Origin of the sequence: Actinomadura coerulea (genome assembly GCF_014208105.1) — a bacterium.
GTDB lineage: Bacteria > Actinomycetota > Actinomycetes > Streptosporangiales > Streptosporangiaceae > Spirillospora > Spirillospora coerulea.
Window position 1 is genome coordinate 6567780 of record NZ_JACHMQ010000001.1, and the last position, 25334, is coordinate 6593113.

Genomic DNA, 25334 nt, shown 5'->3' on the forward strand with positions numbered 1-25334 from the left:
TCAGCCCTCCAACCGCGTGAGCCGCTCGGCGACCTGGACGGCGGACGGACGCACCAGGCGGTCCGCGACCCGGCCGTCGGACAGGAACACCACCGCGTCGGCGCTCGCCGCCGCGACCGGGTCGTGGGTGACCATCACGACGGTCTGCCCGGCGGTGTCGACCATGCGGCGCAGCAGACGCAGGACGGTGCGGGCCGATCCGGTGTCCAGGGCGCCGGTGGGTTCGTCGGCGAAGAGCACCGATGGCCGCGTCACCATCGCGCGGGCGATCGCCACCCGCTGCTGCTGCCCGCCCGACAGTTCGCGCGGACGGTGCCGCGCGCGGTCGTCCAGGCCGACATCCGCGAGGGCGGCCCGGACGTCGCGGCGCGACGGCCGGGCGCCGGCGAGCTTCAACGGCAGCGCGACGTTCTGCTCGGCGGTGAGCGAGGCGATCAGGTTGAAGTTCTGGAAGACGAACCCCACGGCGCGGCGCCGCAGGCCGGTCAGCGTCGCGTCGGTGGCGTGGGTGACGTCCTGCCCGGCGAGCAGGACGCGTCCGGACGTCACCCGGTCCAGGCCCGCGGCGCAGTGCAGCAAGGTCGACTTCCCCGAGCCCGAGGGGCCCATCACGGCGGTCCAGGAACCGGCGGGGAAGGTCACGCTGACGTCGGTCAGCGCCTGCACGCGTGCTTCTCCCGTTCCGTAATGCCTGCTCACCTGGTACAGCTGCACCGGCGCGACCGGAGCGGATGCGGGCGCGGGGGCAAGGCCCGTCACCGCAGGGTCCGCAGGTCGATGCCGCGCGCCAGGGCCTGGTAGCCCGCGTCGTTGGGGTGCAGGCCGTCCTGGTAGACGTACGAGAGGCGGGGACGGTCGGCGTCGGCGGGGTCGGCCATGATGCGGTCGGCGTCCAGGACGGCGTCGTAGGTGCCGCTGGTCCGGATCCAGTGGTTGACGGCGTCGCGGTTCTTCTCGACCTCGGGCGACCACACCGGGAACAGGGCGCCCTTCATCGGGAGGATGGTCGTCCCGACGACCTTGAGGCCGCGGGCGCGGGCGGCGCGGACCAGTTGCCGCTGGGCGTCGATGACCTGCGCGGCGGTCGCCGGTCCGCCCGGCCGCAGGCACGGGTCGCCGGGGGTGTCCCGGATGTCGTTGGCGCCCAGATGGACGATCACCGCCCGCACGCCGGGACGGTCCAGGACGTCCCGGGCGAACCGGGCGGTGGCCTTGTCCCCGGCGCACGCCGAGTCGTAGCGCAGCCGGTTGCCGCCGATGCCCGCGTTGACGACGCCGAGCGGGCTGCGGGCGGCGGCCAGCCGCTCGGCCAGGGCGTCCGGCAGCCGCGCGTCGGCGCCGGGCCCGGCTCCGACGCCGTCGATGAGCGAGTCCCCGAAGGCGACCACCGTGCCGGTGCCGGTTCCGCCGGTGACGTCGATGCCCGTCAGGTAGTACAGCGCGTCGGTCGAAGCGGTGTAGGCGCCGGCGCCCACGTCGGACAGGTGGTCGCCGGGGGCGCGGTAGGCGGGCTGGGTGGTGAAGCGGTGGAAGGTCGCGGGCCCCGTCGCACCGGTGAACCGCAGCGTCACCGCCAGCTTCTCCAGCGGCGCGGTGGTCAGCGGCGCCGGATCGCTGACGATGTCGGCGCCCGGCGCGACGGTGGCGGACCGCGTCCCGCCGAAGGTCAGCGCGGCCGTGGTGCCCGGCCACGCCTGGGCGCCGCCCGCCGAGCGGGCGACGGCCGCCGCGGCGACCCGCAGCGGCCGGGTCCCGTACCGGTTGGACAGCCGGATCCGCACCTTCGTACCGCCCGCGCTGAGGCGGACGACCTGGCGCAGCGAGTGGTCGCCGAAGCCTTCCACCGACCAGTTCGGCCCCTCGTCCTCGCCCCCGGCGATCGGGCGCTGCATCGCCGCGCCCCAGCTCTGCGACCAGCCCGGGGTCTTGAGGGACGCGGACCGGTGGGAAACAGGCTGCGCCGCGGCCGGGGCGGGACGGGGCCAGGCGTATCCGAGGCCGCCGATCAGCGCTGCCGCGGTGAGGCCGGCCAGGGGCGCGGTAACCCGTTTGGGGAGCTTTCTTCTCATGCTTCGATCCCACAGCCGGGGACCCGTCGGCCGCATCACGGTGATCCACCAACTTGGAGGTATGCCTAGCACTACCTCGGTGTTCTTACGGGTCGGGCACGTCGCGGGGTCGGCTAGCGTACGCCTGTGCCGAACGACCCGCCGCCCACCCTCCTGGCCGCGATGGGAAGCCGCGGGTACCTGCTGACGGCCTGGCCATGGCGCGCCGCCGGTTACCTCCTGTCGACCATGGCCGTCGTGGTCGCGGCGGGACTGCCGCTGGTGCTGCTCGGAATGCCGTTGCTCCTGGCCGCCGCGTCGGACGCCGCGCTCGGCGAGCGGGCGCTTCCGGCGGTCCTCGGGCTGCTGCTGGTCGCCGGGCTCGGGCCGGCGGTGACCATCCCGCTGACCGGGCTGGAACGGCGCCGGCTCCGCCTGGTGGACGTCCGTCCGGCGGGTCCGGGGCATCGGCGGCCGCCTGAGCGGGGCGTCCTGCCGTGGTTCCGCACCCGTTACACCGAGCCGGTCACCTGGCGCGCGCTCGGCTACTTCCTGCTGCTGTCCGCCGCCGTGCCCGTCCTGTACGCGGCGATGCTGTCCGCGCTGGCCTTCGAGTTCGGCGCCGTGGCCGCCCCGCTGATCCTGCTCGGCGGCGACGGGCCGATGGTGCTCGGCCCGTTGAGGCTCGCGACTCCGGCGGAGGCGCTGCCCTACGCGGTCGCGGGGCTGGTGCTGCTGCCCGCCGTCCCGTACCTGCTGGCCCTGGTCGCCGCCGCGCAGGGCGCGCTCGCCAGGACGTGTCTGCGCAACGGCCCGGACGGACGGCTCCAGGCCGAACTGGTCGAGGTCGCGCGGTCCCGCGCCCGGCTGGTCGACGCGTTCGAGGCCGAGCGCCGCCGCATCGAGCGCGACCTGCACGACGGCGCCCAGCAGCGGCTGGTCTCGCTCACCCTGAAGCTCGGGATCGCCCGCGTCGACCTGCCGCCCGGATCCCCGGCCGCCGACAGTGTCGCGGACGCCCACGCGGAGGCGAAGCTGCTCATGACGGAGCTGCGGGAACTCGTCCACGGGATCCACCCCCGCGTCCTCACCGACCGGGGCCTGGCGGCGGCGCTGGGGGAGCTGGCCGACCGGTCCCCGCTCGCCGTCACCGTCGAGGCCGACCTGCCCGGACGGCTTCCGCGCCAGGTCGAGAGCACGGCCTACTTCGCCGCCGCCGAGGCGCTCACCAACGCGGCCAAGCACAGCGGCGCCGACCGTGCCGCGGTGGTCGCGCGCCTCTCCGGCGGCGTCCTCACCGTGGAGGTCGCCGACGAGGGCGCGGGCGGCGCCGACCCGTCCCGCGGCACCGGGCTGACCGGTCTCGCCGACCGGGTGGCGGTGATCGACGGCAGACTGCTCGTGTCGAGCCCCGCCGGGGGCCCGACCCTCGTCCGTGTGGAGCTCCCTTGCGAACCGAACCGACCGCCGTCCGGGTAGTCCTCGCCGAGGACGGCGTCCTGCTGCGGGAGGGCCTGGCCGGGCTGCTGGCCAGGTTCGGCTTCGACGTGGCCGCCGCCGTCGACGACGCCGAGGCCCTGCTCGCGGCCGTCGCCGAGCACCGCCCCGACCTGGTCATCACCGACATCCGGATGCCGCCGGACTTCTCCGACGAGGGCCTGCGAGCCGCCGTGAGGCTGCGCCGGGCCGACCCGGGCCTCGCGGTGGTGGCGCTCAGCCAGTACGTCGAGCTGAGCTACGCCGCCGACCTGCTGGACTCCGGCGACGGCCGTCGTGTCGGCTACCTGCTCAAGGACCGGGTGGTGGACGTCGCCGACTTCGTCGCCGCGCTGCGCCAGGTGCTCGACGGCGGCACGGTGGTGGACCCGAAGGTCATCCGGCAGCTCATCGGCCGCCGCCGGGACCCGCTCGCGGCGCTGTCCCCGCGCGAGCACGAGGTGCTCGCGCTCATCGCCGAAGGGCACTCCAACGCCGCCATCGCCCGGCGGCTGGTCGTCACCGACGCGACCGTGGGCAAGCACGTCCGAAGCATCCTGGCCAAACTCGACCTTCCCCAGACCGACGACACGCACCGCAGGGTCCTCGCCGTCCTGACCTACCTGCGGGGCCGTCCTCCCGCCCCGGATCCCGGGTGAGTCCGGAAGGCCCCGCGCGTCTCGAAGGCCTGAGCCGCGGAGGCGAAATCCACGTGGACACGCCGCCGGAGCGGCCTATGATCACGGAAAGCCGCCCGGTTTCGCCCCCCATGGGACGTCACCGGCTGGCTCACCGCTCCCGGGCCGCCGCCGACCGGGCTCAAGGTCCTCGGACTGCCGGCAGTGCCCCCGAGCCGGCGGCGTAGTCCGAGGCGGCCGGTCGGCGGTCGCGGCCGCGGTCGGTCAGGCGCTGTGGGCGGGGGCTCCCGGCGGCAGGTCCGGCGCTCCGGCGGCGGGAGAGATCTGGTCCCCCGGCGCGGGCGTGTCCGCTGGAGCGGTCTGCTGCTCGGGGCGCGGGGTGTTCATCAGGACGGCGACGATCAGCGCGCCGACCACGAGGATTCCGGCCGACCAGGCGCCGGCCGCGGCGAAGCCCTCCACCAGCGCCTGCTTGGCGATGGCCGGGCTCGGGCCTTGCGAGGCGTGCGCGGCGAGGTGGTCCGCGGTGGCCGCGGTGGCGATGGTGTTGAGGAGCGCGATGCCGATCGAACCGCCGATCTGCTGCGCGGTGTTGACGGTGGCCGAGGCGATGCCGGAGTCGCCCTGGCCGACGCCGTGGGTGGCGTAGTCGAGGGCCACCGGCATGATCATGCCCGCCCCGAAGCCGAGGAGGAGCTGCGCGACCAGGACGCCCGCGGCGTAGTGCGTGCCGGGCTCCAGGGTGAGCATCCACAGCATGCCGGCGGAGCTGACGAGCATCCCGGGGACGATCAGCGCGCGCGGCGCGAGCCTGGGCAGCAGCCGGGTGGTGAGACCGCCGGCCGACAGCAGCACCGCCGTGGCCATCGGAAGGAAGGCCGCACCCGTCCTGATCGGCGAGTATCCCTTGACGACCTGCATGTAGTACGTCAGGAAGAGGAACGCCCCGAACATCCCGATGACGGCCAGGCCCACGGCCAGGTAGGCGCCGCCGCGGGTGCGGTCGGCGATCACGCGCAGCGGCAGCAGCGGCTGCGCGACGCGGCTCTCGACGAGGGCGAACGCGGCGAGCAGCACCGCGCCGGCGGCGAGCAGGCCGATGACCTTCGCCGAGCCCCAGCCGTCCGCCCCGGCCCGGCCGGTGGCGTACACGATCGCGACGAGACCGCCGGTGACCGGCAGCACCCCGAGGAAGTCGAACCGGGCGGGGCCCGCGTGCCGGGACTCGGTGAGCATCGCGAACCCGCCGACCGCCGCGATCACGGCGATCGGGATGTTGATGTACAGGCACCAGCGCCAGTCCAGGTAGTCGGTCAGCGCCCCGCCGGCCAGCAGCCCGATCGCGCCGCCCGCGGCGGAGATCGCGCCCCAGATCCCGAACGCCTTGGCGCGGTCCTTCGGCCCGGTGAAGGTCACGGCCAGCAGCGACAGCGCGGACGGCCCGAGCAGCGCCCCGAACGCGCCCTGGAGGGCGCGGGCGGTCAGCAGCATCTCGAAGTCGGCCGCCGCGCCGCCGAGCGCCGACGCGCCGGCGAAGCCGAGCAGGGCGATCAGGAAGGCCCGCCTGCGGCCGGTGTAGTCGGCGATCCGGCCGCCGAGCAGCAGCAGGCTGCCGAACGCCAGCGTGTACGCGGTGATGATCCACTGCCGGTCGCCGTCGGAGATGTGCAGGTCCGTCTGGAGCGACGGCAGCGCGATGTTCACGACCGTCCCGTCCAGAACGATCATTAGCTGGGCCAGGCCGATGAACGGCAGCGCCGCCCAGCGGCGCGAGCCGGCGGGCGGCGGGGGCGCCTTCGTGGTCGCCATGACTTCGTCCTCACTCGTGGTGCGGCGTGCCGCGCGAGGAGTTCGCGCGGCTTCCTGACGAACACGAGACACCGGCGCCCACGCCCCTCTAACAGGCCGCGAGTGAGACCTACGCCACTCGTCGACTTGCGGCGTGTTGCCCTTATCGGCGCCCGCAGAAGGGCAACACGCCGCAAGTCAACGGGGCTGGGGGTCCTGGGTGGCGGCGGTCGGGGGGGTTTCCGGTTTGGTGTAGAGGACGTCGCGGGCCTGCTCCATCGCGCGGGTCAGGCTTTCGCCGATGAAGTCGAGGAAGCGGGCGGCGTTCTCCAGGCGGGTGGCGGCCGGGGTGCCGCGGCCGAGGATGGCGACGCCCCGCTTCGCGGTCTCGCTGAAGCGGTCGTTGTCCCGGACGCTGCGGATCATCGACTGGTACCAGAGGTCGTTGTCGACGACGTAGCGCTCGCGGCGGCCATCGCTCTCCCGGCGGATGAGCTCCAGGTCCGCCAAGAACGTGACCGCCTTGGAGATGGACGCCGGGCTGACCTGGAGGTGCTCGGCGAGTTCGGAGGCGGTGAGGCTGGTGTCGGCGGTGTAGAGGCAGCCCAGCACCCGGGCCGTCATCTTGGGCAGGCCCGACGTCATGATGACGGTGGTGAGCGCCTCCTGGAACTCCTGGACGGCCTCGGCGTCGCGTCCGTAGGGCTGCGGCGCCGCCTGCGTCCCCCGGGGCGCGGTCTGGGTGCGCCGCCGGGTGCGGCGCTGGGTGGCGTGTTGGGCGAGGTCGGCGCGGTAGCCGGTGGGGCCGCCGTTGCGCATCACCTCGCGCGTGACCGTGGACGTCGGTCGGTCGAGACGGCGGGCGATCTCCGCGTAGGCGAGGCCGTCGGCCAGCCCGACCGCGATCTGCTGGCGCTCCTGCTGGGTGAGCCTGCCTCCCGGCATCACGACCCCTTTCGTGCCCCCGCGGGGCCCCGGCGTTGCTCGATGTTGCCTGACGCCTCCACCATAGCGTTCATCTTCACTCGATTGCAACGAATCGCGAGTGTTGCGTTGCGTTAGTTGTCGGCTCGTTGCAATGATTTCAATGCTCTGAGCTGCGTAAACGCCAGTCAGATGCAATGAACATGTTGTGTGAATCTGGAAAGCAACGTAGCTTTTGCGTTGTTGGAAACGAGCAGCCGCAAGGCGAACCGCTAGGAGAGCACGATGCAGAAGTTCGACACCCCCGCCCCGATCTCCGCCGTCCTGGACGTCCCCGCGGGCCGCGTCCAGCTCATCGCCGCCGACCGGGCCGACACCGCCGTCGAGATCCGGCCCGCCGACCCCTCCAAGGGACGCGACGTGAAGGCCGCGGAGCAGACCGCGGTCGAGTACGCCGACGGCGTCCTGCGGATCGCGGTCCCCGTGAAGAACCAGTACCTCGGCTCCTCCGGATCCATCGAGGTGACGGTCCAGATGCCCACCGGCTCCCGGGTCGAGGGGAAGGCGGCCGCCACCGAGTTCCGGGCCGTCGGACGGTTCGGCGACGTCGCCTTCGAGGGCGCCTACCGCTCGATCAAGCTGGACGAGGCCGCGAGCCTCCGGCTCACCGCCACCGACGGCGACGTCGAGGTCGGACGGCTGGGCGGCCCGGCGGAGATCAGCACCCAGCGGGGCGACATCCGGATCGCCGAGGCCGTGCGCGGCGAGGTCGTCCTGCGCACCATGTCCGGCGACATCTCGGTCGGCGCCGCCCCCGGCGTCTCGGCCTCCCTGGACGCCGGCACGACCCAGGGCCGCGTCAGCAACGCCCTCAAGAACGACGGCACCGTCGAACTCGACGTCCGCGCCACCACCATGCAGGGCGACATCACCGCCCGCAGCCTCTGACTCGCGGCCCCCCAGCGACCCCCCAAGGAGCAGCATCATGACCGACCTGGCCATCGCGGCGACCGGACTGCGCAAGTCCTACCGCGACAAGAAGGGCGAGAAGGTCGTCCTGGACGGCATCGACCTGGCCGTCCCCGAAGGGACGATCTTCTCCCTGCTCGGCCCGAACGGCGCGGGCAAGACCACCACCGTCCAGATCCTGTCCACGCTGATCCGCGCCGACGCCGGCGAGGTCCGCGTCGCGGGGTTCGACCTCGGCCGCCAGGCCGACGACGTGCGCGGCGCGATCGGGGTGACCGGGCAGTACTCGGCGGTCGACAAGCTGCTGACCGGCGAGGAGAACCTCCTCCTCATGGCCGACCTCAGGCACCTGCCGAAGCGCGAGGGCAAGCGCAAGGCCGGGGAGCTCCTGGAGAAGTTCGACCTGGTCGACGCGGCGGGCAAGCCGGCCTCGACCTACTCCGGCGGGATGCGGCGCCGGCTCGACCTGGCGATGACCCTGGTCGGCGACCCGCGCCTGATCTTCCTGGACGAGCCCACCACCGGACTCGACCCCCGCAGCCGCCGCGCCATGTGGGGCATCGTCCGCGACCTCGTCCGGAGCGGCGTCACCATCTTCCTCACCACCCAGTACCTGGAGGAGGCGGACGAACTCGCCGACCGCATCGCCCTCCTGGACCAGGGGCGGCTGATCGCCGAGGGGACGTCCGAGGAGCTGAAGCGGCGCATCCCCGGCGGCCACATCCTGTTGAAGTTCGGCGAGGCGAGCCGGCTCGACGCCGCCGCGCTGGCCCTCGGCGTCGGCACCCCGGACCCCGAGGCGCTCACCCTCCAGGTGCCGAGCGACGGCAGCGTCCGGATGCTCCGGGACGTGCTCGCCGTCCTGGACGAGCACTCGGTCGAGATCGACGAGATGTCGGTGCACACGCCCGACCTCGACGACGTCTTCCTCACCCTCACCGGCCGCCAGGCCGACAGCACGACCGACAGCACGACCGACAGCACGACCGACAGCACGACCGACAGCACGGCAGGCAACAAGGAGGCCCTCCGATGAGCTCGCTCACCCTCGCCGCGCGCGACTCCTCCACCATGGTCCGGCGGCAGCTCAAGCGCATCGTCCGCTACCCGTCCATGACGATCCAGCTGATCATCACGCCGGTGATCATCCTGCTGCTGTTCGTCTACGTCCTCGGCGGCACCCTCGGGGACGGGCTCGGCGGCGGCCGCGACGCCTACGTCAACTACGTCATCCCGGGCATCCTGCTCATGACGGCCGCGACCGCCGCGACCGGAACCGCCGTCATGGTCGCCACCGACATGACCGAGGGCATCGTCGCCCGCTTCCGCACCATGCGGATCTCCCGGGCCTCCGTCCTCACCGGCCACGTCGTCGCCAGCGTCGTCCAGCAGCTCTTCGGCATGGCCGTCCTCGTCGGCATCGCCCTGGCGATCGGCTTCCGCCCGAACGCCTCCGCCGTCGAATGGCTGGCGGTCGCCGGGATGCTGACCCTGTTCGCGGTGGCCATCACCTGGCTGTCGGTCGCCCTCGGCCTGAAGGCCCAGACGCCCGAGGCGGCCAGCAACGCCCCGATGCCCCTGATCCTGCTGCCCTTCCTCGGCAGCGGCTTCGTCCCCACCGACTCCATGCCCACCGCCCTGCGCTGGTTCGCCGAGTACCAGCCCTTCACCCCGATCATGGAGACCGTCCGAGGCCTCCTGCTCGGCACCCCGATCGGCAACAGCGGCGCCATCGCCACCGCCTGGTGCGCCGGCCTCGCCGTCCTCTCCTACCTGTGGGCCAAGCGCACCTACAACAAGGCCTGACCGTGAACCGGCCGACCAGGGCCGTCAGACCAACGGGTCTGACGGCCCTGACCGCTTTGGGGTCCCTGGGCGCGTTCCACCTGGAGGGTCGGGGCCCATGGCAGCCACGCTGTCGGGCGCGCGGAGGTGCCGAGCGAGGCACGGCGCCGCCCGGCTGGACGACCTCCGGCGGTCAGAACCCGATGGTCTCGCGGAGCAGCAGGACGGTGCCGCGTCCAGGCTGGTATTCCGCGTTGAGGATGAGAAGGCGGTTGACGGCGCTGGGCGTTCCGTAGGTCTTCAGGGCGCGGGCGTTCTCCAGCGGCAGGCAGTGGTCTTCGACGCGGCGCAGCGCGGTCTCCAGGTCGGGGACGACCTTCTGCGCCCCGGCGATCCAGATCGCGCGGGCGGCGCCGCCGGAGTAGCCGGGCAGCTGGCTTCCGCTGCCCGAGGCGATCACGAGGGAACCGGTCTCGGTGACCGCGTGGACGCTGCCCACGACGACGTCGGGGCTGGCGCACAGCCGCCGGATCTCGTCCATCCGGGTGGCGCGGTCCATGGCCAGGACGCGCGGCTTGACGGCCTCGTACCGTTCGCTGCCGTTGATGTCCTCCCCGATGCCGGACAGGCGGAGGGTCTCGCTGGCCCCGGTGAACACGCTGGCCCCCTCAGGGATCAGTTCCCTGACACGGGTACGCGCGGCGGCGGCGTCATCGAGGATCTCGACGGTGAAACCGTGCGCGGTCAGCGCGGCGGCCGCCCGCTCCAGACGCTGCTCGGACGCCGCGTCGGTGAAGGGGGTCTCCGGAATCGAGGTGGTCATGATGTCGCTCAGCTCCTTGTTCGCCGGATGATGTGGGGGTCCGAGCAGTTCGACAACGCAGCCCGCGGAAATGTGAGGCCGGCGCGTCGCCTCACAATCCGGTGCGCCGTCCTGTCGAACAGGTGAGGACCGGATACGACCAAGGGAGCCGACGGCGCGATGACCACCCGATCCGAGCCGACCACCCGATCCGAGCCGGAACAGGACCGGCCCGGCCCGGAACTGGACGCGATCATGAGCGAGCGGCGCCGCCTGACCGCTCTCGCGTACCGGTTGCTGGGCTCGCTGGCCGAGGCCGAGGACGCCGTCCAGGAGACCTACACCCGCTGGTACGCCATGTCCCGGCAGCAGCAGGACGCCATCGAGGTGCCCGGGGCGTGGCTGACGACCGTCGCCGGCCGCATCTGCCTCAACCTGCTCCGCTCGGCACGGGCCCGGCGGGAGACCTACGTCGGCGACTGGATCCCCGAGCCGCTGCCCGAGCGCACGGAATGGATCGGCGGCCGGCCGGACGGCGCGACCGCCGACCCGGCCGAACGGGTCACCCTGGACGAGTCGCTCAGCCTGGCCTTCCTGGTCGTGCTCGAATCGATGACCCCCGCCGAGCGCGTCGCCTTCATCCTGCACGACGTCTTCCGCCACCCCTTCGCCGAAGTAGCCGAGATCGTCGGCCGCTCCCCGGCGGCGTGCCGCCAACTGGCCTCCTCGGCCCGCCGCCGCGTCCGCGCCTCGCGGCCCTCCGCGACTCCGGCGGCCCAGCACGCCGGCGTCGTCAGAGCCTTCAAGCGGGCATGGGAGGCGAAGGACATCGACGCCCTCATCCGCCTGGTCGACCCCGACGCCGTGGCGGTCGCCGACGGTGGCGGCCTCGCCGTCACCTTCCCGCGCCCCATCGAAGGCGGCGAGCAGATCGCGCGCGCCTGGATCGAACTCGCGCGGCGCACGCCCGACGACATGACGTTCGTGGAGCGTACGGTCAACGGTCAGCCCGGCCTGGTGGCCCGGCAGGGCGGCGCCGTCGTGACGGTGTTCGCGTTCCAGGTCGCGGGCGACCGGATCCAGCGCATCTGGGTGGTGCGCAACCCCGAGAAACTCCGCCACTGGACGACGGACTGACGCCCGCCCCCCGCCGCCGGGTCCAGCCGTAGCCGCAGCCGGACGGCAGGACGTTCGCGTGCTTTCGGCGTGCGGAAAACGGGCGCTTCTCGTACTCGCGCTGCGTCCCGCCGCCGGGGCGGTCCGGCAGGTCACCCAGGGGCGGGCCGCCTTCGAGCGGGAGGTCGCGAAGGCGCGGACGATCACCAGGGCCCGGATGCCGGCCGCCGTCGAGATCACCGTCACCGCCGTCCGCCGCGACGGCCACTGGAAGATCACCGTCCTCGACACCTTCACCGCCGGCTGAGAGCCGACAGCCCAGCCCGGGGCGGTTCACCGAAAAGATCGTTTTGCTTGACAAGCGGGTCGGGAACGGAGACGGTACGTCGTGCGGTCGACAGTCGACCGTGGCAAGTTTCGCGCAAACCAGGAGATGAAGACATATGCCCAAGAAGCCGGCCGACCAGGTCGCCGTGGACATGGGGAAGATCGCCGGTGCGGCGATCACCACGACGGCGCGGGTCGTCATCAGGGTGTTCACCCCCAAGAAGAAGAAGTAACCCGGCCAGGGCCGCCTCCGCACGATGAGGCAGGCCCAGGGCGGTGAATCTGTCCGGCTCCCACCCGCAGGGTGGGAGCCGGTTCATTTTTCGCTCCGGAGGCCGATGCTGCCGCTGAGCTGGGGATTTGTCGGATGACTCCAGGAAAAGGGCGCGGAACAGGCTGATTCGGCGACCACCCGGATGGTCAACGGCGACCGCGGGCGGGCGGTCGTTCGCCGATCCGGGCTTTGTCACTCCGATCACAAACACGGGTCCCGAATCACTGCGCCGCCTGCATGGCGCGCGACGCAGTGAAGAGGCCACACTCGGCCCCTTCGTTCTCCGACGAAGGCGGTATTAGCGGTGTCCAGCAAAAGCGCGGCGTCCGGAAAAAGCACGGTGTCCGGTGAGGGCTTCGACTTCGACGTGATCGTGGTGGGTTCGGGGTTCGGCGGCAGCGTGTCGGCCCTGCGGCTGGCGGAGAAGGGCTACCGGGTCGCGGTGGTCGAGGCCGGGCGCCGCTTCGACGAGGGCACGCTGCCGAAGACGTCCTGGCGGCTGCGCAAGTACGTGTGGGCGCCGCGCCTCGGGATGCGCGGGATCCAGCGCGTCCACCTGGTGGGCGGAAAGGCCGGTGTCCTCGTGCTGGCCGGGGCGGGCGTCGGCGGCGGCTCCCTCGTCTACGCCAACACCCTCTACGTCCCGCCGGAGCCGTTCTTCAGGGACCGCCAGTGGGGCCACATCACCGACTGGCAGGACGAGCTCGCGCCGTTCTACGACCAGGCCCGCCGCATGCTCGGCGTCACCGTGAACCCGCTCGTCACGCCCGCCGACGAGGCGATGAAGCGCGTCGCCGACCGGATGGGCGTCGGCGACACCTACCATCCGACGCCGGTCGGCGTGTTCTTCGGCGAGAAGCCGGGCCAGGAGGCCGACGACCCCTACTTCGGCGGCGCGGGCCCCCGCCGCACCACCTGCACCGGCTGCGGCTCCTGCATGATCGGCTGCAAGGTCGGCGCGAAGAACACGCTGACCAAGAACTACCTGTACCTGGCGGAGAAGGCGGGCGTGCAGGTCATCCCCGACACCACGGTCACGGCCCTGGCGCCCCGGGAGCCCGGCGGGTACGAGGTGACCGCCGAGCGCACCGGCCCGCTCCGCAGGCGCCGCCGGACGCTGACCGCCGAGCACGTCGTCCTCGCCGCCGGGACGTACGGGACGCAGCGCCTCCTCCACCGCATGCGCGCCGCCGGCCGCCTCCCGCACCTGTCGCCGCGACTCGGCGAGCTCACCCGCACCAACTCCGAGGCGCTCCTCGGCGTCGAGCGCATGACCGTCTGGCACCGCGCGAAGGACGTGGACCACAGCACGGGCCTCGCCATCACCTCGTCGTTCCACCCCGACGACAAGACGCACATCGAACCCACCCGCTACGGCGCGGGCAACAACGCCATGGGCGTCATCCGGACCCTGCTGGTCGACGGCGGCGGCGCGCCCCGCTGGCTGAGGTTCCTCGGCCAGGCCGCCCGGCACCCGACCGTCATCCTGCGCGGCCTGTCCCTCAGGGACTGGGCCAAGCGGACCGTCATCGCCCTGGTCATGCAGACCGCCGACAACTCCATCACGATCGGCGAGAAGCGCGGCCGCCTCGGCCGCCGCGGGCTCGTCGCCCGCCAGGGCGACGGGGAGCCCAACCCCACCTGGATCCCCGTCGCGCACAAGGCCGTCCGGATGCTCGCCGAGGAACTCGACGCCACCCCCGGCGGGACGTGGTTCGACCTGTTCAACATCCCGACGACCGCGCACTTCATCGGCGGCTGCGTCATCGGCGAGACGCCCGAGACCGGCGTCGTCGACCCCTACCACCGCGTCCACGGCCACCCGGGCCTGCACATCGTGGACGGCTCGGCGGTCACCGCGAACCTCGGCGTCAACCCGTCCCTCACCATCACGGCCCAGGCCGAGCGCGCCATGGCGTTCTGGCCGAACCGAGGCCAGAAGGACCCCCGTCCCGAGCCCGGACGCCCCTACGAGCGCATCGGCCGCGTCCAGCCTGAGGCCCCCGCCGTCCCGCCCACGGCCCCCGCCGCGCTCAGGTGACGATCTCGCCATAGTCAGATGATCGATGGATTCCTGATCCTCGCCGCGCTCGCGGACGGTCCGCAGCACGGCTACGGGATCAGGGCAGCCGGCCGTCCAGGCGAAGCCTGACGGCTCGGGCCCGGGGCTACTCCTCGGCTCCGGCCTCTTCGGGCTCGGCCGGCGGTTCCTCCACGGCGCGGCGGGTCGCCTGGTGGACGCGGACGGCCAGGATCGCGCGGGCGAACCGTCCGGCCAGTTCACCGTCCATCAGCTCGGGGACCTGGTCGACGCCGACCAGGCCGCCGGGCTGGACGGTGACCGCGCCCGCGTCGCCGACCCGCACGCCGCGGCCGTCGTCGAGATCCTCCACGGCCGGGAGGTCCAGCGCGGCGCGCAGGGTGTCCTGCAGCGCCCGCACGGTCGCGGCGTCGCGGTCGATGCGGATCTCGGCGGCGTCCGCGCGCTCCTCGGCCCGGTCGGCCCGCGCCCGCTCGCCGTCGATCCGGGCGTCGGCCGCGTCGGCGAGCTGCTCGGCGCGCTCGGCGCGCTCGGCCAGGTCGGCGGCCCGCGCCGTCGCGGCGTCGCGTTCCACGCTCAGCCCCGCGACCTCGCCCTGCACGACGCTCAGCTCCGCGCGCAGCCGCCGCTCGGTGTCGGCCCCCGCCTCCAGCTTGGCGCGCGCCTCCGCCAGCTCGGCCCGCACGTCCGACAGCTCGGCCCGCGCGTCCACGAGGTCGCTCTTGGTCGCGGCCAGCGCGAGCTGGTCGTTGCTCAGCCGCGCGGCCAGGTCGTCGCGTTCGCGCTCGGCCTCGGTGCGCGCCTGGTGCTCGGTGCTCCACGCCGCCTCGGCGCGCTTGCGGATCCCCTCGGCGTGCGCGGCCTCGTTGGCGGACGTGGCCCGGGCCTGCTGGTGGGCGCCGGCCTCCTTCCACGCGTTGGCCTCGCTCTCCTGCGCCGCCGTGATGCTCGCCTTGGCGGCGGCGAGCCCCGCGGCCAGCTCCTCCTGAGCCGCCACGGCGTCCAGGCGGGCGGCCTCGGCGCGGGCCTCGGCCTCGGCCGCGCGGGCGTCCGCCTCGGCGGCCTCGCGCCGCGCGTCCCGCGCCTCGGCGAACGCCTTCTCCGCGCTGCCCAGCACGTCGCGGACCTCGCCGTCCAGCCGCACGCCCAGCACGCCCGCGCTCTCGACGAGCTGCGCGACCAGCCCGGCCAGCCGCTCCACGTCCCGCCCGAACGCGCCCACCGGCGCGGGGACGGTGCTCGTGGCGCGCTCCACCGGCTCGTCCGCGGCCACCGGCGCGCCGCCGGGCAACCGGATCGGGGCGGTCAGCGCGACGTCGTCCAGGACCTCTTGATCTTCGGCCACGCGAGCATCCTAGTGAACCACCCTGTTTCGCACCTCCCCCGCGAACAGCTACATATCGGTCAGATGGGGAGGCCCCGCTCGTGAACGGCCGCGACCGCCGACGCGCGCCCCCGGACGCCGAGCTCGCGGCGGATGCGCGGCAGGTGCGGGTGTGAGCGCGCGGAGTGCTGGCCGGGAGGTCGGCGTCAACCGCTCGGCAGGGGGCGTTATGCGGGGTGGGGGGACATGCGGTGGGCGGTGGTGATGGCGTCCACCAGGCCGGGGAAGACCTCGTCGACCTCGTCGCGCCTGAGGGCGTTCATCCGCGAGGTGCCGACGTAGTACTGCCGGATGAGCCCGGCCTCGCGCAGGATCCGGAAGTGGTGCGTGGCCGTGGAGTTGCTCACGGTCAGGTCGAAGCCGCCGCAGCGGATGTCCTCGCCGGACTCGCGGAGCTTCGTGACGATGCTCCGCCGCACCGGATCGACCAGGGCCTCAAGGACCTGCTGCAGCGGGATGGTCCGGACGTCGGGGTGCGTCGGGACGCGGTCGGCCTCCATGCCCCACATAGTACGGCACTCATCAAAGTTTGACATCCATCGTACTTAGGGGCTTCAGTAGACCCACCTGCTACGAGGAAGGGGCCACGCGATGGCCATGACGGTGGTGTTCCACGAGCTCGGCGGTCCCGAGGTGATGAGCCTTGAGGAAGTGGAGGTCGGCGAGCCCGGTCCGGGCGAGCTGAGGATCCGGGTCGAGGCGATCGGCCTCAACCGGGCCGAGGTGCTGTTCCGGAGCGGCCATTACATCGAGCCCGTGGCGGCCTTCCCGGCCAGGCTGGGCACCGAGGCCGCGGGCGTGGTGGAGGCGGTCGGCGCGGGCGTCACCGGGTTCCGGCCAGGGCAGCCGGTCAGCACGGTCCCCGGGTTCTCGCAGAACGAGTACGGCGTCTACGCCGAGCAGGCGATCGTGCCCGCGTCGGCCGTGCTGCCCCGTCCTGAAGGCCTCGGTGCGGTCGAGGGCGCGGCGGTCTGGATGCCGTACCTGACGGCCTACGGCGCGCTGGTCGAGGTCGGCGGCATGCGGCCCGGCGACACGGTCGTGCTGAACGCGGCGTCCAGCAGCGTGGGGCTGGCCGCCATCCATGTGGCCGACCGCGTCGGGGCGACCCCGATCGCCCTGACCCGCACCGCCGCCAAGAAGGAGGCGCTGCTCAAGGAGGGCGCGGCCGAAGTGATCGTCACCGAGTCGGACGACGTGGCCGGACGGGTGCTCGCGGCGACCGGCGGCCGGGGCGCCGAGTTCGTCTTCGACGCCGTGGCGGGGCCCGGCGTGACGGACCTGGCCCGGCTCGTCGCCCCCGGCGGGTCCCTCCTGGTGTACGGGGCGCTGAGCGGCGAGCCGACGCCCTATCCGGGCATCGAGCTCGGCCTGCCGGCGCTGAACATGCGCACCTACACGATGCTGGAGACGGCCAGGGACCCCGAGCGCCTCCGCCGCGCCGCCGCCTTCGTGACCTCCGGCCTGCGCTCGGGCGCGTTCCGCCCCGTCATCGACCGCACGTTCCCCTTGTCCGAGATGGCCGACGCCCACCGCCACCTGGAGTCGAACACCCAGGTCGGGAAGATCGTGGTCACCGTCCCCCGCTGACGCCACGCGGCCTCTCGGGGCGCGGCCTCCGCCGAGGCGGGACGGTCAGTCGTCCGAAAGGGTGCCCGCGCCGTCCTGGCCGCGGCGGCGTTGCCGGGCGGACCAGGCGCCGGCGTCCTCGCTGTAGCGGACCAGGAGCCGCGCGAACTGGACGCGCTCGGCCGGCTTCCAGGCGGCCGTGATGTCCTCGAAGGTCTCGCGCTGCTCGGAGGCGAAGCGGCGGCGCTCGGCCTCTCCGGCGTCCGTGAGCTCCAGGACGGTGCGGCGGCTGTCCGCCTGGGACGCGGCCCGCCGCAGCAGCCCGTCGGTGATGCAGGCGGCGACGGTGCGGCTGGCGACGGGCTGGGTGACGCCCATCTCGGCGGCGAGTCCGCCGACCGTCATCTCGCCGGGCGCGTTCGCGACCACGTTGAGGACGAGGTTGCGCGTGAGGTCCGCGCGCCCGCCCGTCGTGCGCCGCCGCAGTCGCGACAGCGCGGGCCCGATCTGGTCGAGAAGGGCGCTGTCGTCGGTTTCAGGATCCCGGGGGGCGTTGTCCATGCCGCCATCCTACGGACTTGCAGCCGAGATGCATATGCATGACATGATGCATTTGCATAGCAGGTGCTATATATTGGCACCCTACGGATCGAGGTAAGCCATGGCCGTGACCGCTATCACCGGTACCCGGGTCTTCGACGGCGAGAAGACCCTGGGCGTGACCACCGTGCTCGTCGAGGACGGGCGGATCGCCCGCGTCGGCGGCGACGTCCCAGCGGACGCGGAGATCGTCGACGGTGGTGGGGCGACGCTCCTGCCGGGCCTGATCGACGCCCACGTCCACACGTCCCGGGAGTCGCTCGCCCTGGCGCTGCGGTTCGGCGTGACGACCGAGCTGGAGATGCAGGGCCTCCACACGCGCGACAACCGCGGGGACATCAGCGAGAACGACGCCCTCGCCGATGTGCGTTCCTCCGGGTTCGGCATCACGCCGCCGGGCGGACACCCCAGCGAGCTGTTCCCGGAGGGTTTCCGCCCCGGGCCGCCCCCGGGCGTGAAGCCGGCCGGGCCGGCGCCGCTCATTCCGTACTCCACCACGCCCGAGGAAGCCGTCGCGTTCATCCCGCAGCTGGTCGAACGCGGCTCCGACTACATCAAGTTCATGGTCGACGACGGCAGCGTCGAAGGGCATCCCGGCCTTCCGATGCTCGACCAGGCCACCCTGAACGCCGGCGTGGCCGAGGCCAAGAGGCACGGGATGCTCACCGTCGCCCACACCCTGACCCTGGACGCCACCCGCATGGCCGTCGAGGCGGGCATCGACGGCCTGGCCCACCTGTTCATGGACCGGCCCCACACCGCCGAGATCATCGACCTGATCAGGGACGCGGGGGTGTTCGTCGTCCCCTGCCTCGTCCTGGACGCCTCCATGATGGGGATCACCGCCGGCGACCTCGCCGACGATCCCCGCGTCGCCTCCCGCCTGGACGCCGCCTGGGACACGACGCTGCGCTCCAGCTACGGCCACTACCCCCAGGGCGAGATCGAAGACGTCCTGGCCACCGCCAAGGCCCTCGGTGACGCGGGCGTGGACCTGCTGGCGGGCACCGACGCCGCCATGCCCCTGCCGTTCCTGGGCGGGATCGCCCACGGTGCGAGCGTCCACCACGAACTGCAGTACCTGGTCCGCGCCGGCCTCAGCCCCGTGCAGGCCCTGCGCGCGGCGACCTCCGCGCCCGCCCGCCGCTTCGGCCTCGACGACCGCGGACGCATCGCCGAGGGCCTGCGCGCCGACCTGCTCCTCGTCGACGGCGACCCCACCACCACCATCTCCGACACCCTCAACACCCGCGCCGTCTGGCGCCGAGGCACCCGCCTCGCGCCCTGAGCCCCCGCCGAGCACGCGGCCCTTGGCCTGAACCGGCGCTGCCGGTCCCGGCCCAGGATCGCCGGGTGCAAGTCCGATCCCTCGCCTACCGCACGGAGCATATAAAGACACGGACGTCTATATGATATGCGGGTCGTCTTGCCGAGCTGAGGAGAGCCGATGCGCGAGGGTCTGGAGCTGGCCGGGCGGTACCGGCTGGAGGCGCCTCTCGGCAAGGGCGGCATGGGGGAGGTGTGGCGGGGCGTCGACCTTCGCCTGCGCCGCCCGGTGGCGGTGAAGATCCTCCCGTTGAGCGGGGACGTCGACGGGGCCGGGGTCGCGCGGTTCCGGCGGGAGGCGGAGATCGCCGCGACCCTGAACCACCCCGGCATCACCACGGTGTTCGACGTCGACGAGCACACCGACGGGGGCCTGCGCCTGCTGTTCCTGGTGATGGAGCTGATGCGGGGGCGCGACCTGGCCTCGGTCCTGCGCGGGAGTCCGGGCGGACCGCCCGTCGCGCAGGTGACGGACTGGGCGGTGCAGATCCTCGACGCCCTGGCCGCGGCCCACCGGCACGGTGTCGTCCATCGGGACATCAAGCCGGCCAACCTCTTCCTGACCGACGCCGGGCAGGTGAAGGTCTGCGACTTCGGGATCGCCCGCCTCGCCGACGCCACCAGGATCACCGCCACCGGGTCGTCCGCGGGGACGCCGGTCTACATGGCGCCCGAGCAGATCGAGGGCCACGCCGTCGACGAGCGCACCGACCTGTACGCCTTCGGCTGCGTGCTCTACCAGCTGCTCACCGGGACCACCTGGGTGGACACCGACTCGAGCGCCGGCGCCATCCTCTACCAGCACCTCAACAAGACGCCGGTCCCTCCGCGATCCGTGCGGTCCGACATAGACGACCGCCTGAGCGCCCTGGTCCTGAACCTGCTGGCCAAACAGCCCGACGCACGCCCGAGGGACGCGGCCACCGTCGCCGATCGCCTGCGCGGCCTCGACACCCGCCCGCCGTTTCGCGGCGAGCCGATGGGGTCGCAGCATGTCCCTCCCGAACAGCGCAGCGGACACCCCTGGACTCCACAGCCCCACATGACGGGCCGCCCCACGGTGGCGGTCCAGGCCGCCGGCGCCGGCGGCGCGATAACCGCGATCACCGCGATGGCGCTGGCCCTGCTGTGCGTTCCCGGACTTCTGATCATGCTCCTCCGCTCCGCCCTCGACCTGAGCCTCCCCGATTCGCCGGGCGCGGTGCTGTCCTATGTGGATCTGGCGGCGGGCTTTGCGGAGCCGGTCGTGCTCGCCTGCGGCGCGTGGCTGCTGTCCCAGCACCGGGCGGCAGGACGCTGGACGATCGCGATAACCGCCGGCCTGGTGGCGCAGCGCATGTGCGCCAGGGGAGATGAATACGGTTGGGGTCCCCTGGTGGTCGTCTTCATCCTGGCGACCGCTGCCCTGATCATGGCCGCACTCCCGTCCACAGGACGCTGGTGCGGAGAACGACCTGACCACGCCGCACGGCAAGAGCGTTGACTTGCGGCGTGTCGCCCTTATCAGCGCCCTCATAAGGGCAACACGCCGCAAGTCAACGTAGGCACCGCAGAACTAGGAGAGTCATGGTCAGCCTGGCGCGCATTGCTGAGGATCCCGACGCCTGGCGGAGCCGTCTGGAGTCGTCCGACGGTGTGCCTCTCGTCTTCCGTCCCCTGGTCCGAACCGACGCCGAGAGGTTGGCCGGTTTCCTCGCCGGGCTGTCCTCCGAGTCCCGCCGGTTCAGCACGTTCGACGGCCACGACCTGGCGGCCGCGCAGGAGCTATGTGCGGCGATCGCGCGCTACGACAAGCTTCGCCTGGTGCTGGAGGAAGAAGCGTCGGCCAGGATCGTGGGATTGCTGGAGTTCAGCCTCTCCCTGCCGGAAGGCGATGTCGAGCGCTACCGCAAGGCGGGAATCCGCTTGGACGAGGAGACCGACTGCCGGTTCGGTGCCACGCTGGCCGACGACTACCAGGGCAAGGGGCTGGCGACACTGGTCTTCCCCCTCATCTGCGACGTCGCCCGGCGGCTCGGCAAACACAGGATCATCCTGTGGGGCGGCGTCCTGGCCGACAACCCCCGCGCCATCCGCTACTACGAGAAGAACGGCTTCCAGCAGGTCGGCCCCTTCACCGGGGCGGACGGCCGCACGTCTCTCGACATGATCCTCGACCTCGGCTCCTCTTCCGTCTTCACCGCACCCGGTGGTGAAGCGTGAGACGGCTCGGACGATAGGACAAGGGGCAGTTCTTCCCCGGGTTCCCCGAGGAGGTGGGAACCGGATGGGGGCGGCTCGGCAACAACGGGTGTGACGACCCGAAGCCGAGAGGCCGTGTATGAGCACTGCGAGTGAAGAGGACGCCGATGACGCCTCCGTCATCAGGCGGTCCCGGCAGGAGCCCGAGGCGTTCGCCCTGGTGTTCCGCCGGTACGCCCCGGACATCAAGCGGTACGTGATCCGGCGGCTGGGCGCCGACGCCGCCGAGGACGTGGTGGCCGAGACGTTCCTGGCGGCGTTCCGGCAGCGCGACCGGTACGACCTGTCCCGTCCGAACGCGCGGCCCTGGTTGTACGGGATCGCCACCAATCTGATGGGCCGGCATGTGCGGACGGAGGTGCGGCAGCTGCGCGTCCTGGAGCGGATGGGCACCGACCCGGTGATGGAGCCGTTCACCGAACGCAGTGACGAGCGGATCAGCGCGGGGGCGTCCGGCAGGGCGCTGGCGAGTGCGCTGGCGGCGCTGCCGAGGGGGCACCGCGACGCGCTGCTGCTGGTCGCCTGGGGTGATCTCAGCTACGCCGAGGCCGCGCAGGCCCTGGACGTGCGCGTCGGGACGGTGCGGTCCCGCATCAACCGGGCCAGGCAGAAGCTCCGCAGGCACCTCGGTGCGACCGATCCCGTGATCTACGTCAGTGAGGAGCCCGTCCATGAATGAGATGACCGAGCTCGAGCGGTTCCGCTCGGACGTTCCCGAACTCGACCTGACCGACGTGCGGGCCGAGGAGCACCGGCTGCTGAGCGTCATGCGGGACGCGGCACCGGACGCCGGGCGCCCCACAGGGCAGCGCGTTCCCGGCCGTCCCCGCCGGGCGATGCGGCTGCGGATCGGTCTGGCGGCGGGGCTGGGCGTCGCCGCCGCAGCGGCCGGAGCCATCGCGGTCAACGCGGGCGGGGAGCCCGCCTCCCCGCCGGTGGTTCACACGATGCCGGTGGCGTCGGTGCAGGTCCTCAAGCGGGCCGCCGACAACGCGGCCAAGTCCCCGGAGCTGCACCCCCGTCCCGGCCAGTTCCTGGTCTTCGACTCGCGGACCATGGACACCGTCGAGAGCAACTCCGGCGGTCGCCACGAACGCTACCTGGACCGGCAGGAACGGAAGATCTGGCTGCCCGTGGACGGCGACGCCACACACGGCGTCCTGCAGTCCAGGACGCTGGAGCCCAAGCCGTACCCGGGGTGGCCCATCCCGGCCGTGGCCCGCCAGAACGTGGGACGCAGCTCGATGTCCAAGGCCGCCGACTTCGACGACCGTGCCGAGCACCTGCGGAGCGACTACGCCTACCTGAGCCGTCTGCCGACCGATCCGGCCAAGATGTACGAGCACCTGTACACCGGCCTGGGCACCGGCCCCGGAGCCGACGCCACGGCGTGGCAGAACGTCGGCGGAATGCTCACCGAGGCCTACATGCCCCGCGCGCAGCGGGCCGCGCTGTTCCGGGCGGCGGCGGCCATCCACGGCGTCACCACCGTCGGCCGCGCGGTGGACGCGGCAGGCAGGACCGGCGTCGCCGTCACGCTGGACCCGGCCGGTAGCGGTGTCCGCGAGGAGTACATCTTCGACGAGAAGACCTACGAGTTCCTCGGCCGCCGCAGCGTCGTCACCAACGCCGGGCAGGCCGAAGCTCCGGTCGGGAGCGTCCTGACCAACTCGGCACAGCTGAAGGTCTCCATCGCAGAGCGGCCCCCGGCCGTGGAGTGATCCCACGGCGCGGCGCCTTGGCAGGAGGAGCGGGGAGCCCGCTCCTCCTTGGCCGTATATCGAAACGGCAGGTCGGCGGCCGGTCAGGACGCCGTGGCGAGCGAGACGAGCGCCACCGCCGTGGCGGCGGCGCACACGACGCCGGCGACCGCGAACGCAATGCGGTAGGGATGCTGCTCGACCCACGACACAAGGCCCGGATACGTCTCGGCGAATTTCTTGGCGCTGACGGGTCCGTCGGGCCCGCCGCACGGCACGCCGAGCGCGTCCACCAACCGGGTGAGATCGTCGCGTTCGTAGAGGCCGCCCTGCACCCTGAAGAACAGGGCGCGTTGCGCGTCGAGCAAGAACAGGCTCTCGCCCGCCCCTCCGCGGGGCGCGATGATGCTCGCGCGCACCGCCTCCGCGACGTGCGAGCGTGGCCGGCGCTTCCGGCCGAACAGCCCCTGGACGACGATCTCGTGAGCCGTCAGGGTGATCCGGGAGCTGAGCAGGGCCCCGGCCGCCAGGGGGATCAGCCCGGTGAACAGACCGCCCACGATCAGGGCGAACACGGCCGGGGCGTCGCCGATGAGGATCGCGGCGACGATGACCGCGCCGGCCACCGCCAGGACTACCAGAACGACCAGCCCAGCCCGGAAGTCCGGGCGGACCACGAGCTCATCCTGGACACCGCTCACCCCGATCCCGCCCTTCTCCGGCCTGCTCAAGAGCTTGCCGCATCACCGGCGGTACTCCGACCGCGCGGAACGCCACGGCAGGCGGCTCGGGGAACCGCCTGCCGTGGCACGGCGGCGGGGGTCAGACGGGGAGGCGGGCAGGTTCGGGCTCCGCCTCGCCGGTCAGGGGCGGCCGGCGAGGCAGGGCGCGGACGACGAGCAGGCCGGCGGCCATTCCCGCCGCGGTCAGCAGGACCACCAGGAAATCGCCGTGCGCCGTGGCCTCGCGAAGCGCCTGCCCGGTCCTGCCGCCGGTGCCGATCTCTGCGAGGGCGGTGAAGACCGCCAGTCCGATGGCGTTGCCGAGGTTGAGCGCGGTGGAGGCGATGCCGTTGGCCACGCCCTGCTCGTGCGGGGCCGAGCCGGCCGCGGCCGCGATCCACATGGCCGTCCAGACGATGCCCTGCCCGACGCCCGAGACCACCAGGCCGGGCGCCAGCAGCCCGTAGCCGGCGTCCGCGTCGAACCCGAAGGCCAGTCCCGCCGTCCCGGCGGCGCCGATCGCGAACCCGATCAGCAGGGTCGTCCGGGTGCCGATCCGGGTCGCGAGCCGCTCGCCGAGCTGGGTTCCGGTCGCGATGGCGAGCGAGGGGACGAGGAACGCCAGCCCGGTCTGCAGCGCGCTGTAGCCGTGCACGCTCTGCATCAGCACAGTGAGGAAGTAGGGCAGGACGCCGAACGTGGCCATGTAGACGAAGGTGACGGTCGTCCCGACGCTCAAACTGCGGTTACCGAACAGCCGGAACGGCATCAGGGGGTCGGCGCTGCGGGTCTCGATCACCGTGAACAGCGCCAGCAGCGCGGCGGCCAGCACGAGCGCACCCGTCACGAGCGGGCTCGCCCAGCCCAGCTCGGGTCCCTCGACGAGGGCGAACACCAGCAGCGTGGTGCCGCCGGTGACGGTCAGCGACCCGGGCAGGTCGAACCGGCGCCGCCGTCCGCGCGCCGGATCGCGCGGGATCACCGCGAGCGCGGCCAGCGCCGCGAAACCGGCCAGCGGGACGTTGACGTAAAAGACCGCGGGCCAGCCGAGGCTCTCGGTGAGGACGCCGCCGAGCAGCGCGCCGATGGTCAGCCCGGACGCCCCCGCGCCGCCCCACACGGCCAGCGCCCGGTTGCGCCGCGCCCCCTCCGGGAACAGGGTGTTGATCAGCGACAGCGTGGACGGCAGCAGCAGCGCGCCGCCGACGCCCTGCACGGCCCGCGCGACGATGATCACCTCGGGGCTCGCCGCCAGCCCGCCCGCCAGGGACGACACGGCGTAGACCGCCAGCGCCAGGACGAAGACCCGGCGGCGGCCGAGCAGGTCGGCGGCCCGGCCGCCGAGCAGCAGGAAGCCTCCGGCGAAGACGACGTAGGCGCTCACCACCAGTTGCTGCGTCTGCCCGGGGAAACCGAGGTCGGCGCCTATCTCCGGCAGCGCGACGAACACGATGTTCAGGTCCAGCGAGTAGATGAGCTGCGCGAGTGCCAGCAGGGCCAGGATCCAGCCCAACCGCCGTCCGGCGGCGGGACCAGGTGTTTCGGACATGCGAGAGCGCCCTTCGCTGATGAGGAATGGACGGTGGAGGCTCCACCGAGGTACG

The 25334-nt window shown here is 72.7% G+C and carries 24 protein-coding genes; 14 read left to right on the forward strand and 10 right to left on the reverse strand.

Annotation, left to right across the window (positions count from 1 at the left end; all coding sequences use genetic code 11):
- Positions 1–666: an ABC transporter ATP-binding protein gene (locus tag BKA00_RS30455; protein WP_338072176.1), complete on the reverse strand. Its 666-nt coding sequence runs from the start codon at positions 664–666 to the stop codon at positions 1–3.
- Positions 667–755: 89 nt separating this feature from the next.
- On the reverse strand, positions 756–2069 hold the full coding sequence (locus BKA00_RS30460; protein WP_221493345.1) for an SGNH/GDSL hydrolase family protein: 1314 nt from the start codon (positions 2067–2069) through the stop codon (positions 756–758).
- Between the two features lie 126 nt (positions 2070–2195).
- Here BKA00_RS30460 and BKA00_RS30465 point away from each other — a divergent pair, with 126 nt between their 5' ends.
- Both BKA00_RS30465 and BKA00_RS30470 read left to right on the forward strand, forming a co-directional pair.
- Positions 2196–3527, forward strand: a complete 1332-nt coding sequence (locus BKA00_RS30465; RefSeq protein WP_230298984.1) for a sensor histidine kinase — start codon at positions 2196–2198, stop codon at positions 3525–3527.
- Positions 3497–4183, forward strand: a complete 687-nt coding sequence (locus tag BKA00_RS30470; RefSeq protein WP_185030904.1) for a response regulator — start codon at positions 3497–3499, stop codon at positions 4181–4183. The genes BKA00_RS30465 and BKA00_RS30470 overlap by 31 nt, the downstream gene beginning before the upstream one ends.
- Positions 4184–4426: 243 nt before the next feature.
- Here the strand turns inward: BKA00_RS30470 and BKA00_RS30475 are convergent, their stop codons facing one another.
- Together BKA00_RS30475 and BKA00_RS30480 are read right to left on the reverse strand one after the other, a co-directional pair.
- Positions 4427–5971 carry an MFS transporter gene (locus tag BKA00_RS30475; RefSeq protein WP_185030906.1) on the reverse strand — a complete coding sequence of 515 codons (1545 nt, stop codon included), beginning with the start codon at positions 5969–5971 and terminating at the stop codon, positions 4427–4429.
- A 177-nt stretch (positions 5972–6148) separates the two neighbouring features.
- Positions 6149–6895, reverse strand: coding sequence for a GbsR/MarR family transcriptional regulator (locus BKA00_RS30480; RefSeq protein ID WP_185030909.1), 747 nt, complete (start codon positions 6893–6895; stop codon positions 6149–6151).
- Positions 6896–7159: 264 nt separating this feature from the next.
- On the opposite strand from BKA00_RS30480, the gene BKA00_RS30485 reads away from it, so the two are divergent.
- Genes BKA00_RS30485 through BKA00_RS30495 form a run of 3 tightly spaced genes read left to right on the forward strand, consistent with a single transcriptional unit; the run spans position 7160 to position 9649 of the window.
- Complete coding sequence (locus BKA00_RS30485) at positions 7160–7822, forward strand: DUF4097 family beta strand repeat-containing protein (RefSeq protein ID WP_185030911.1); 663 nt, start codon at positions 7160–7162, stop codon at positions 7820–7822.
- 37 nt (positions 7823–7859) lie between these two features.
- Positions 7860–8879 (forward strand): ATP-binding cassette domain-containing protein, encoded by a 1020-nt coding sequence (locus tag BKA00_RS30490; protein ID WP_185030913.1) that lies wholly within the window; start codon positions 7860–7862, stop codon positions 8877–8879.
- On the forward strand, positions 8876–9649 hold the full coding sequence (locus BKA00_RS30495) for an ABC transporter permease (RefSeq protein ID WP_185030915.1): 774 nt from the start codon (positions 8876–8878) through the stop codon (positions 9647–9649). Before BKA00_RS30490 ends, BKA00_RS30495 begins: the two co-directional genes overlap by 4 nt.
- A gap of 172 nt (positions 9650–9821) precedes the next feature.
- On the opposite strand, the gene BKA00_RS30500 is transcribed toward BKA00_RS30495, so the two are convergent.
- Positions 9822–10451: an LUD domain-containing protein gene (locus tag BKA00_RS30500; RefSeq protein ID WP_185030918.1), complete on the reverse strand. Its 630-nt coding sequence runs from the start codon at positions 10449–10451 to the stop codon at positions 9822–9824.
- Between the two features lie 159 nt (positions 10452–10610).
- Here BKA00_RS30500 and sigJ point away from each other — a divergent pair, with 159 nt between their 5' ends.
- The 3 genes from sigJ to BKA00_RS30515 all read left to right on the forward strand — a co-directional run bounded on the left by sigJ (position 10611) and on the right by BKA00_RS30515 (position 14188).
- Complete coding sequence (gene sigJ / locus BKA00_RS30505) at positions 10611–11567, forward strand: RNA polymerase sigma factor SigJ (protein WP_185030920.1); 957 nt, start codon at positions 10611–10613, stop codon at positions 11565–11567.
- 58 nt (positions 11568–11625) lie between these two features.
- The gene (locus BKA00_RS30510; RefSeq protein ID WP_185030922.1) at positions 11626–11853 is read left to right on the forward strand and encodes a hypothetical protein; all 228 of its coding nucleotides are present in this window, start codon (positions 11626–11628) and stop codon (positions 11851–11853) included.
- A 598-nt stretch (positions 11854–12451) separates the two neighbouring features.
- On the forward strand, positions 12452–14188 hold the full coding sequence (locus BKA00_RS30515; RefSeq protein ID WP_276530156.1) for a GMC oxidoreductase: 1737 nt from the start codon (positions 12452–12454) through the stop codon (positions 14186–14188).
- A gap of 127 nt (positions 14189–14315) precedes the next feature.
- Here BKA00_RS30515 and BKA00_RS30520 read toward each other — a convergent pair whose 3' ends face one another.
- Positions 14316–15533, reverse strand: coding sequence for a coiled-coil domain-containing protein (locus tag BKA00_RS30520; RefSeq protein WP_185030924.1), 1218 nt, complete (start codon positions 15531–15533; stop codon positions 14316–14318).
- A 206-nt stretch (positions 15534–15739) separates the two neighbouring features.
- The gene (locus BKA00_RS30525; RefSeq protein WP_221493346.1) at positions 15740–16072 is read right to left on the reverse strand and encodes an ArsR/SmtB family transcription factor; all 333 of its coding nucleotides are present in this window, start codon (positions 16070–16072) and stop codon (positions 15740–15742) included.
- Between the two features lie 91 nt (positions 16073–16163).
- Between BKA00_RS30525 and BKA00_RS30530 the strand changes: the two genes are divergently transcribed.
- Positions 16164–17162, forward strand: a complete 999-nt coding sequence (locus BKA00_RS30530; protein WP_185030928.1) for a zinc-dependent alcohol dehydrogenase family protein — start codon at positions 16164–16166, stop codon at positions 17160–17162.
- Positions 17163–17207: 45 nt separating this feature from the next.
- Here the strand turns inward: BKA00_RS30530 and BKA00_RS30535 are convergent, their stop codons facing one another.
- Entirely contained in the window at positions 17208–17702 is a 495-nt protein-coding gene (locus BKA00_RS30535) for a MarR family winged helix-turn-helix transcriptional regulator (protein WP_185030930.1), read from the reverse strand.
- Between the two features lie 100 nt (positions 17703–17802).
- Between BKA00_RS30535 and BKA00_RS30540 the strand changes: the two genes are divergently transcribed.
- From BKA00_RS30540 to BKA00_RS30560, 5 genes are all read left to right on the forward strand, one after another.
- On the forward strand, positions 17803–19029 hold the full coding sequence (locus BKA00_RS30540; protein ID WP_185030932.1) for a metal-dependent hydrolase family protein: 1227 nt from the start codon (positions 17803–17805) through the stop codon (positions 19027–19029).
- A 159-nt stretch (positions 19030–19188) separates the two neighbouring features.
- The gene (locus BKA00_RS30545) at positions 19189–20550 is read left to right on the forward strand and encodes a serine/threonine-protein kinase (protein WP_185030935.1); all 1362 of its coding nucleotides are present in this window, start codon (positions 19189–19191) and stop codon (positions 20548–20550) included.
- A gap of 83 nt (positions 20551–20633) precedes the next feature.
- Positions 20634–21269 (forward strand): GNAT family N-acetyltransferase, encoded by a 636-nt coding sequence (locus tag BKA00_RS30550; RefSeq protein ID WP_185030937.1) that lies wholly within the window; start codon positions 20634–20636, stop codon positions 21267–21269.
- Positions 21270–21387: 118 nt separating this feature from the next.
- Positions 21388–21987 carry an RNA polymerase sigma factor gene (locus BKA00_RS30555; RefSeq protein ID WP_185030939.1) on the forward strand — a complete coding sequence of 200 codons (600 nt, stop codon included), beginning with the start codon at positions 21388–21390 and terminating at the stop codon, positions 21985–21987.
- Positions 21980–23029 carry a CU044_5270 family protein gene (locus tag BKA00_RS30560; RefSeq protein ID WP_230298985.1) on the forward strand — a complete coding sequence of 350 codons (1050 nt, stop codon included), beginning with the start codon at positions 21980–21982 and terminating at the stop codon, positions 23027–23029. The genes BKA00_RS30555 and BKA00_RS30560 overlap by 8 nt, the downstream gene beginning before the upstream one ends.
- Positions 23030–23112: 83 nt before the next feature.
- Here the strand turns inward: BKA00_RS30560 and BKA00_RS30565 are convergent, their stop codons facing one another.
- Both BKA00_RS30565 and BKA00_RS30570 read right to left on the reverse strand, forming a co-directional pair.
- Positions 23113–23709 carry a hypothetical protein gene (locus BKA00_RS30565; RefSeq protein ID WP_185030941.1) on the reverse strand — a complete coding sequence of 199 codons (597 nt, stop codon included), beginning with the start codon at positions 23707–23709 and terminating at the stop codon, positions 23113–23115.
- Positions 23710–23830: 121 nt separating this feature from the next.
- Complete coding sequence (locus BKA00_RS30570) at positions 23831–25279, reverse strand: MFS transporter (protein WP_185030943.1); 1449 nt, start codon at positions 25277–25279, stop codon at positions 23831–23833.
- Positions 25280–25334: the final 55 nt, after the last annotated feature.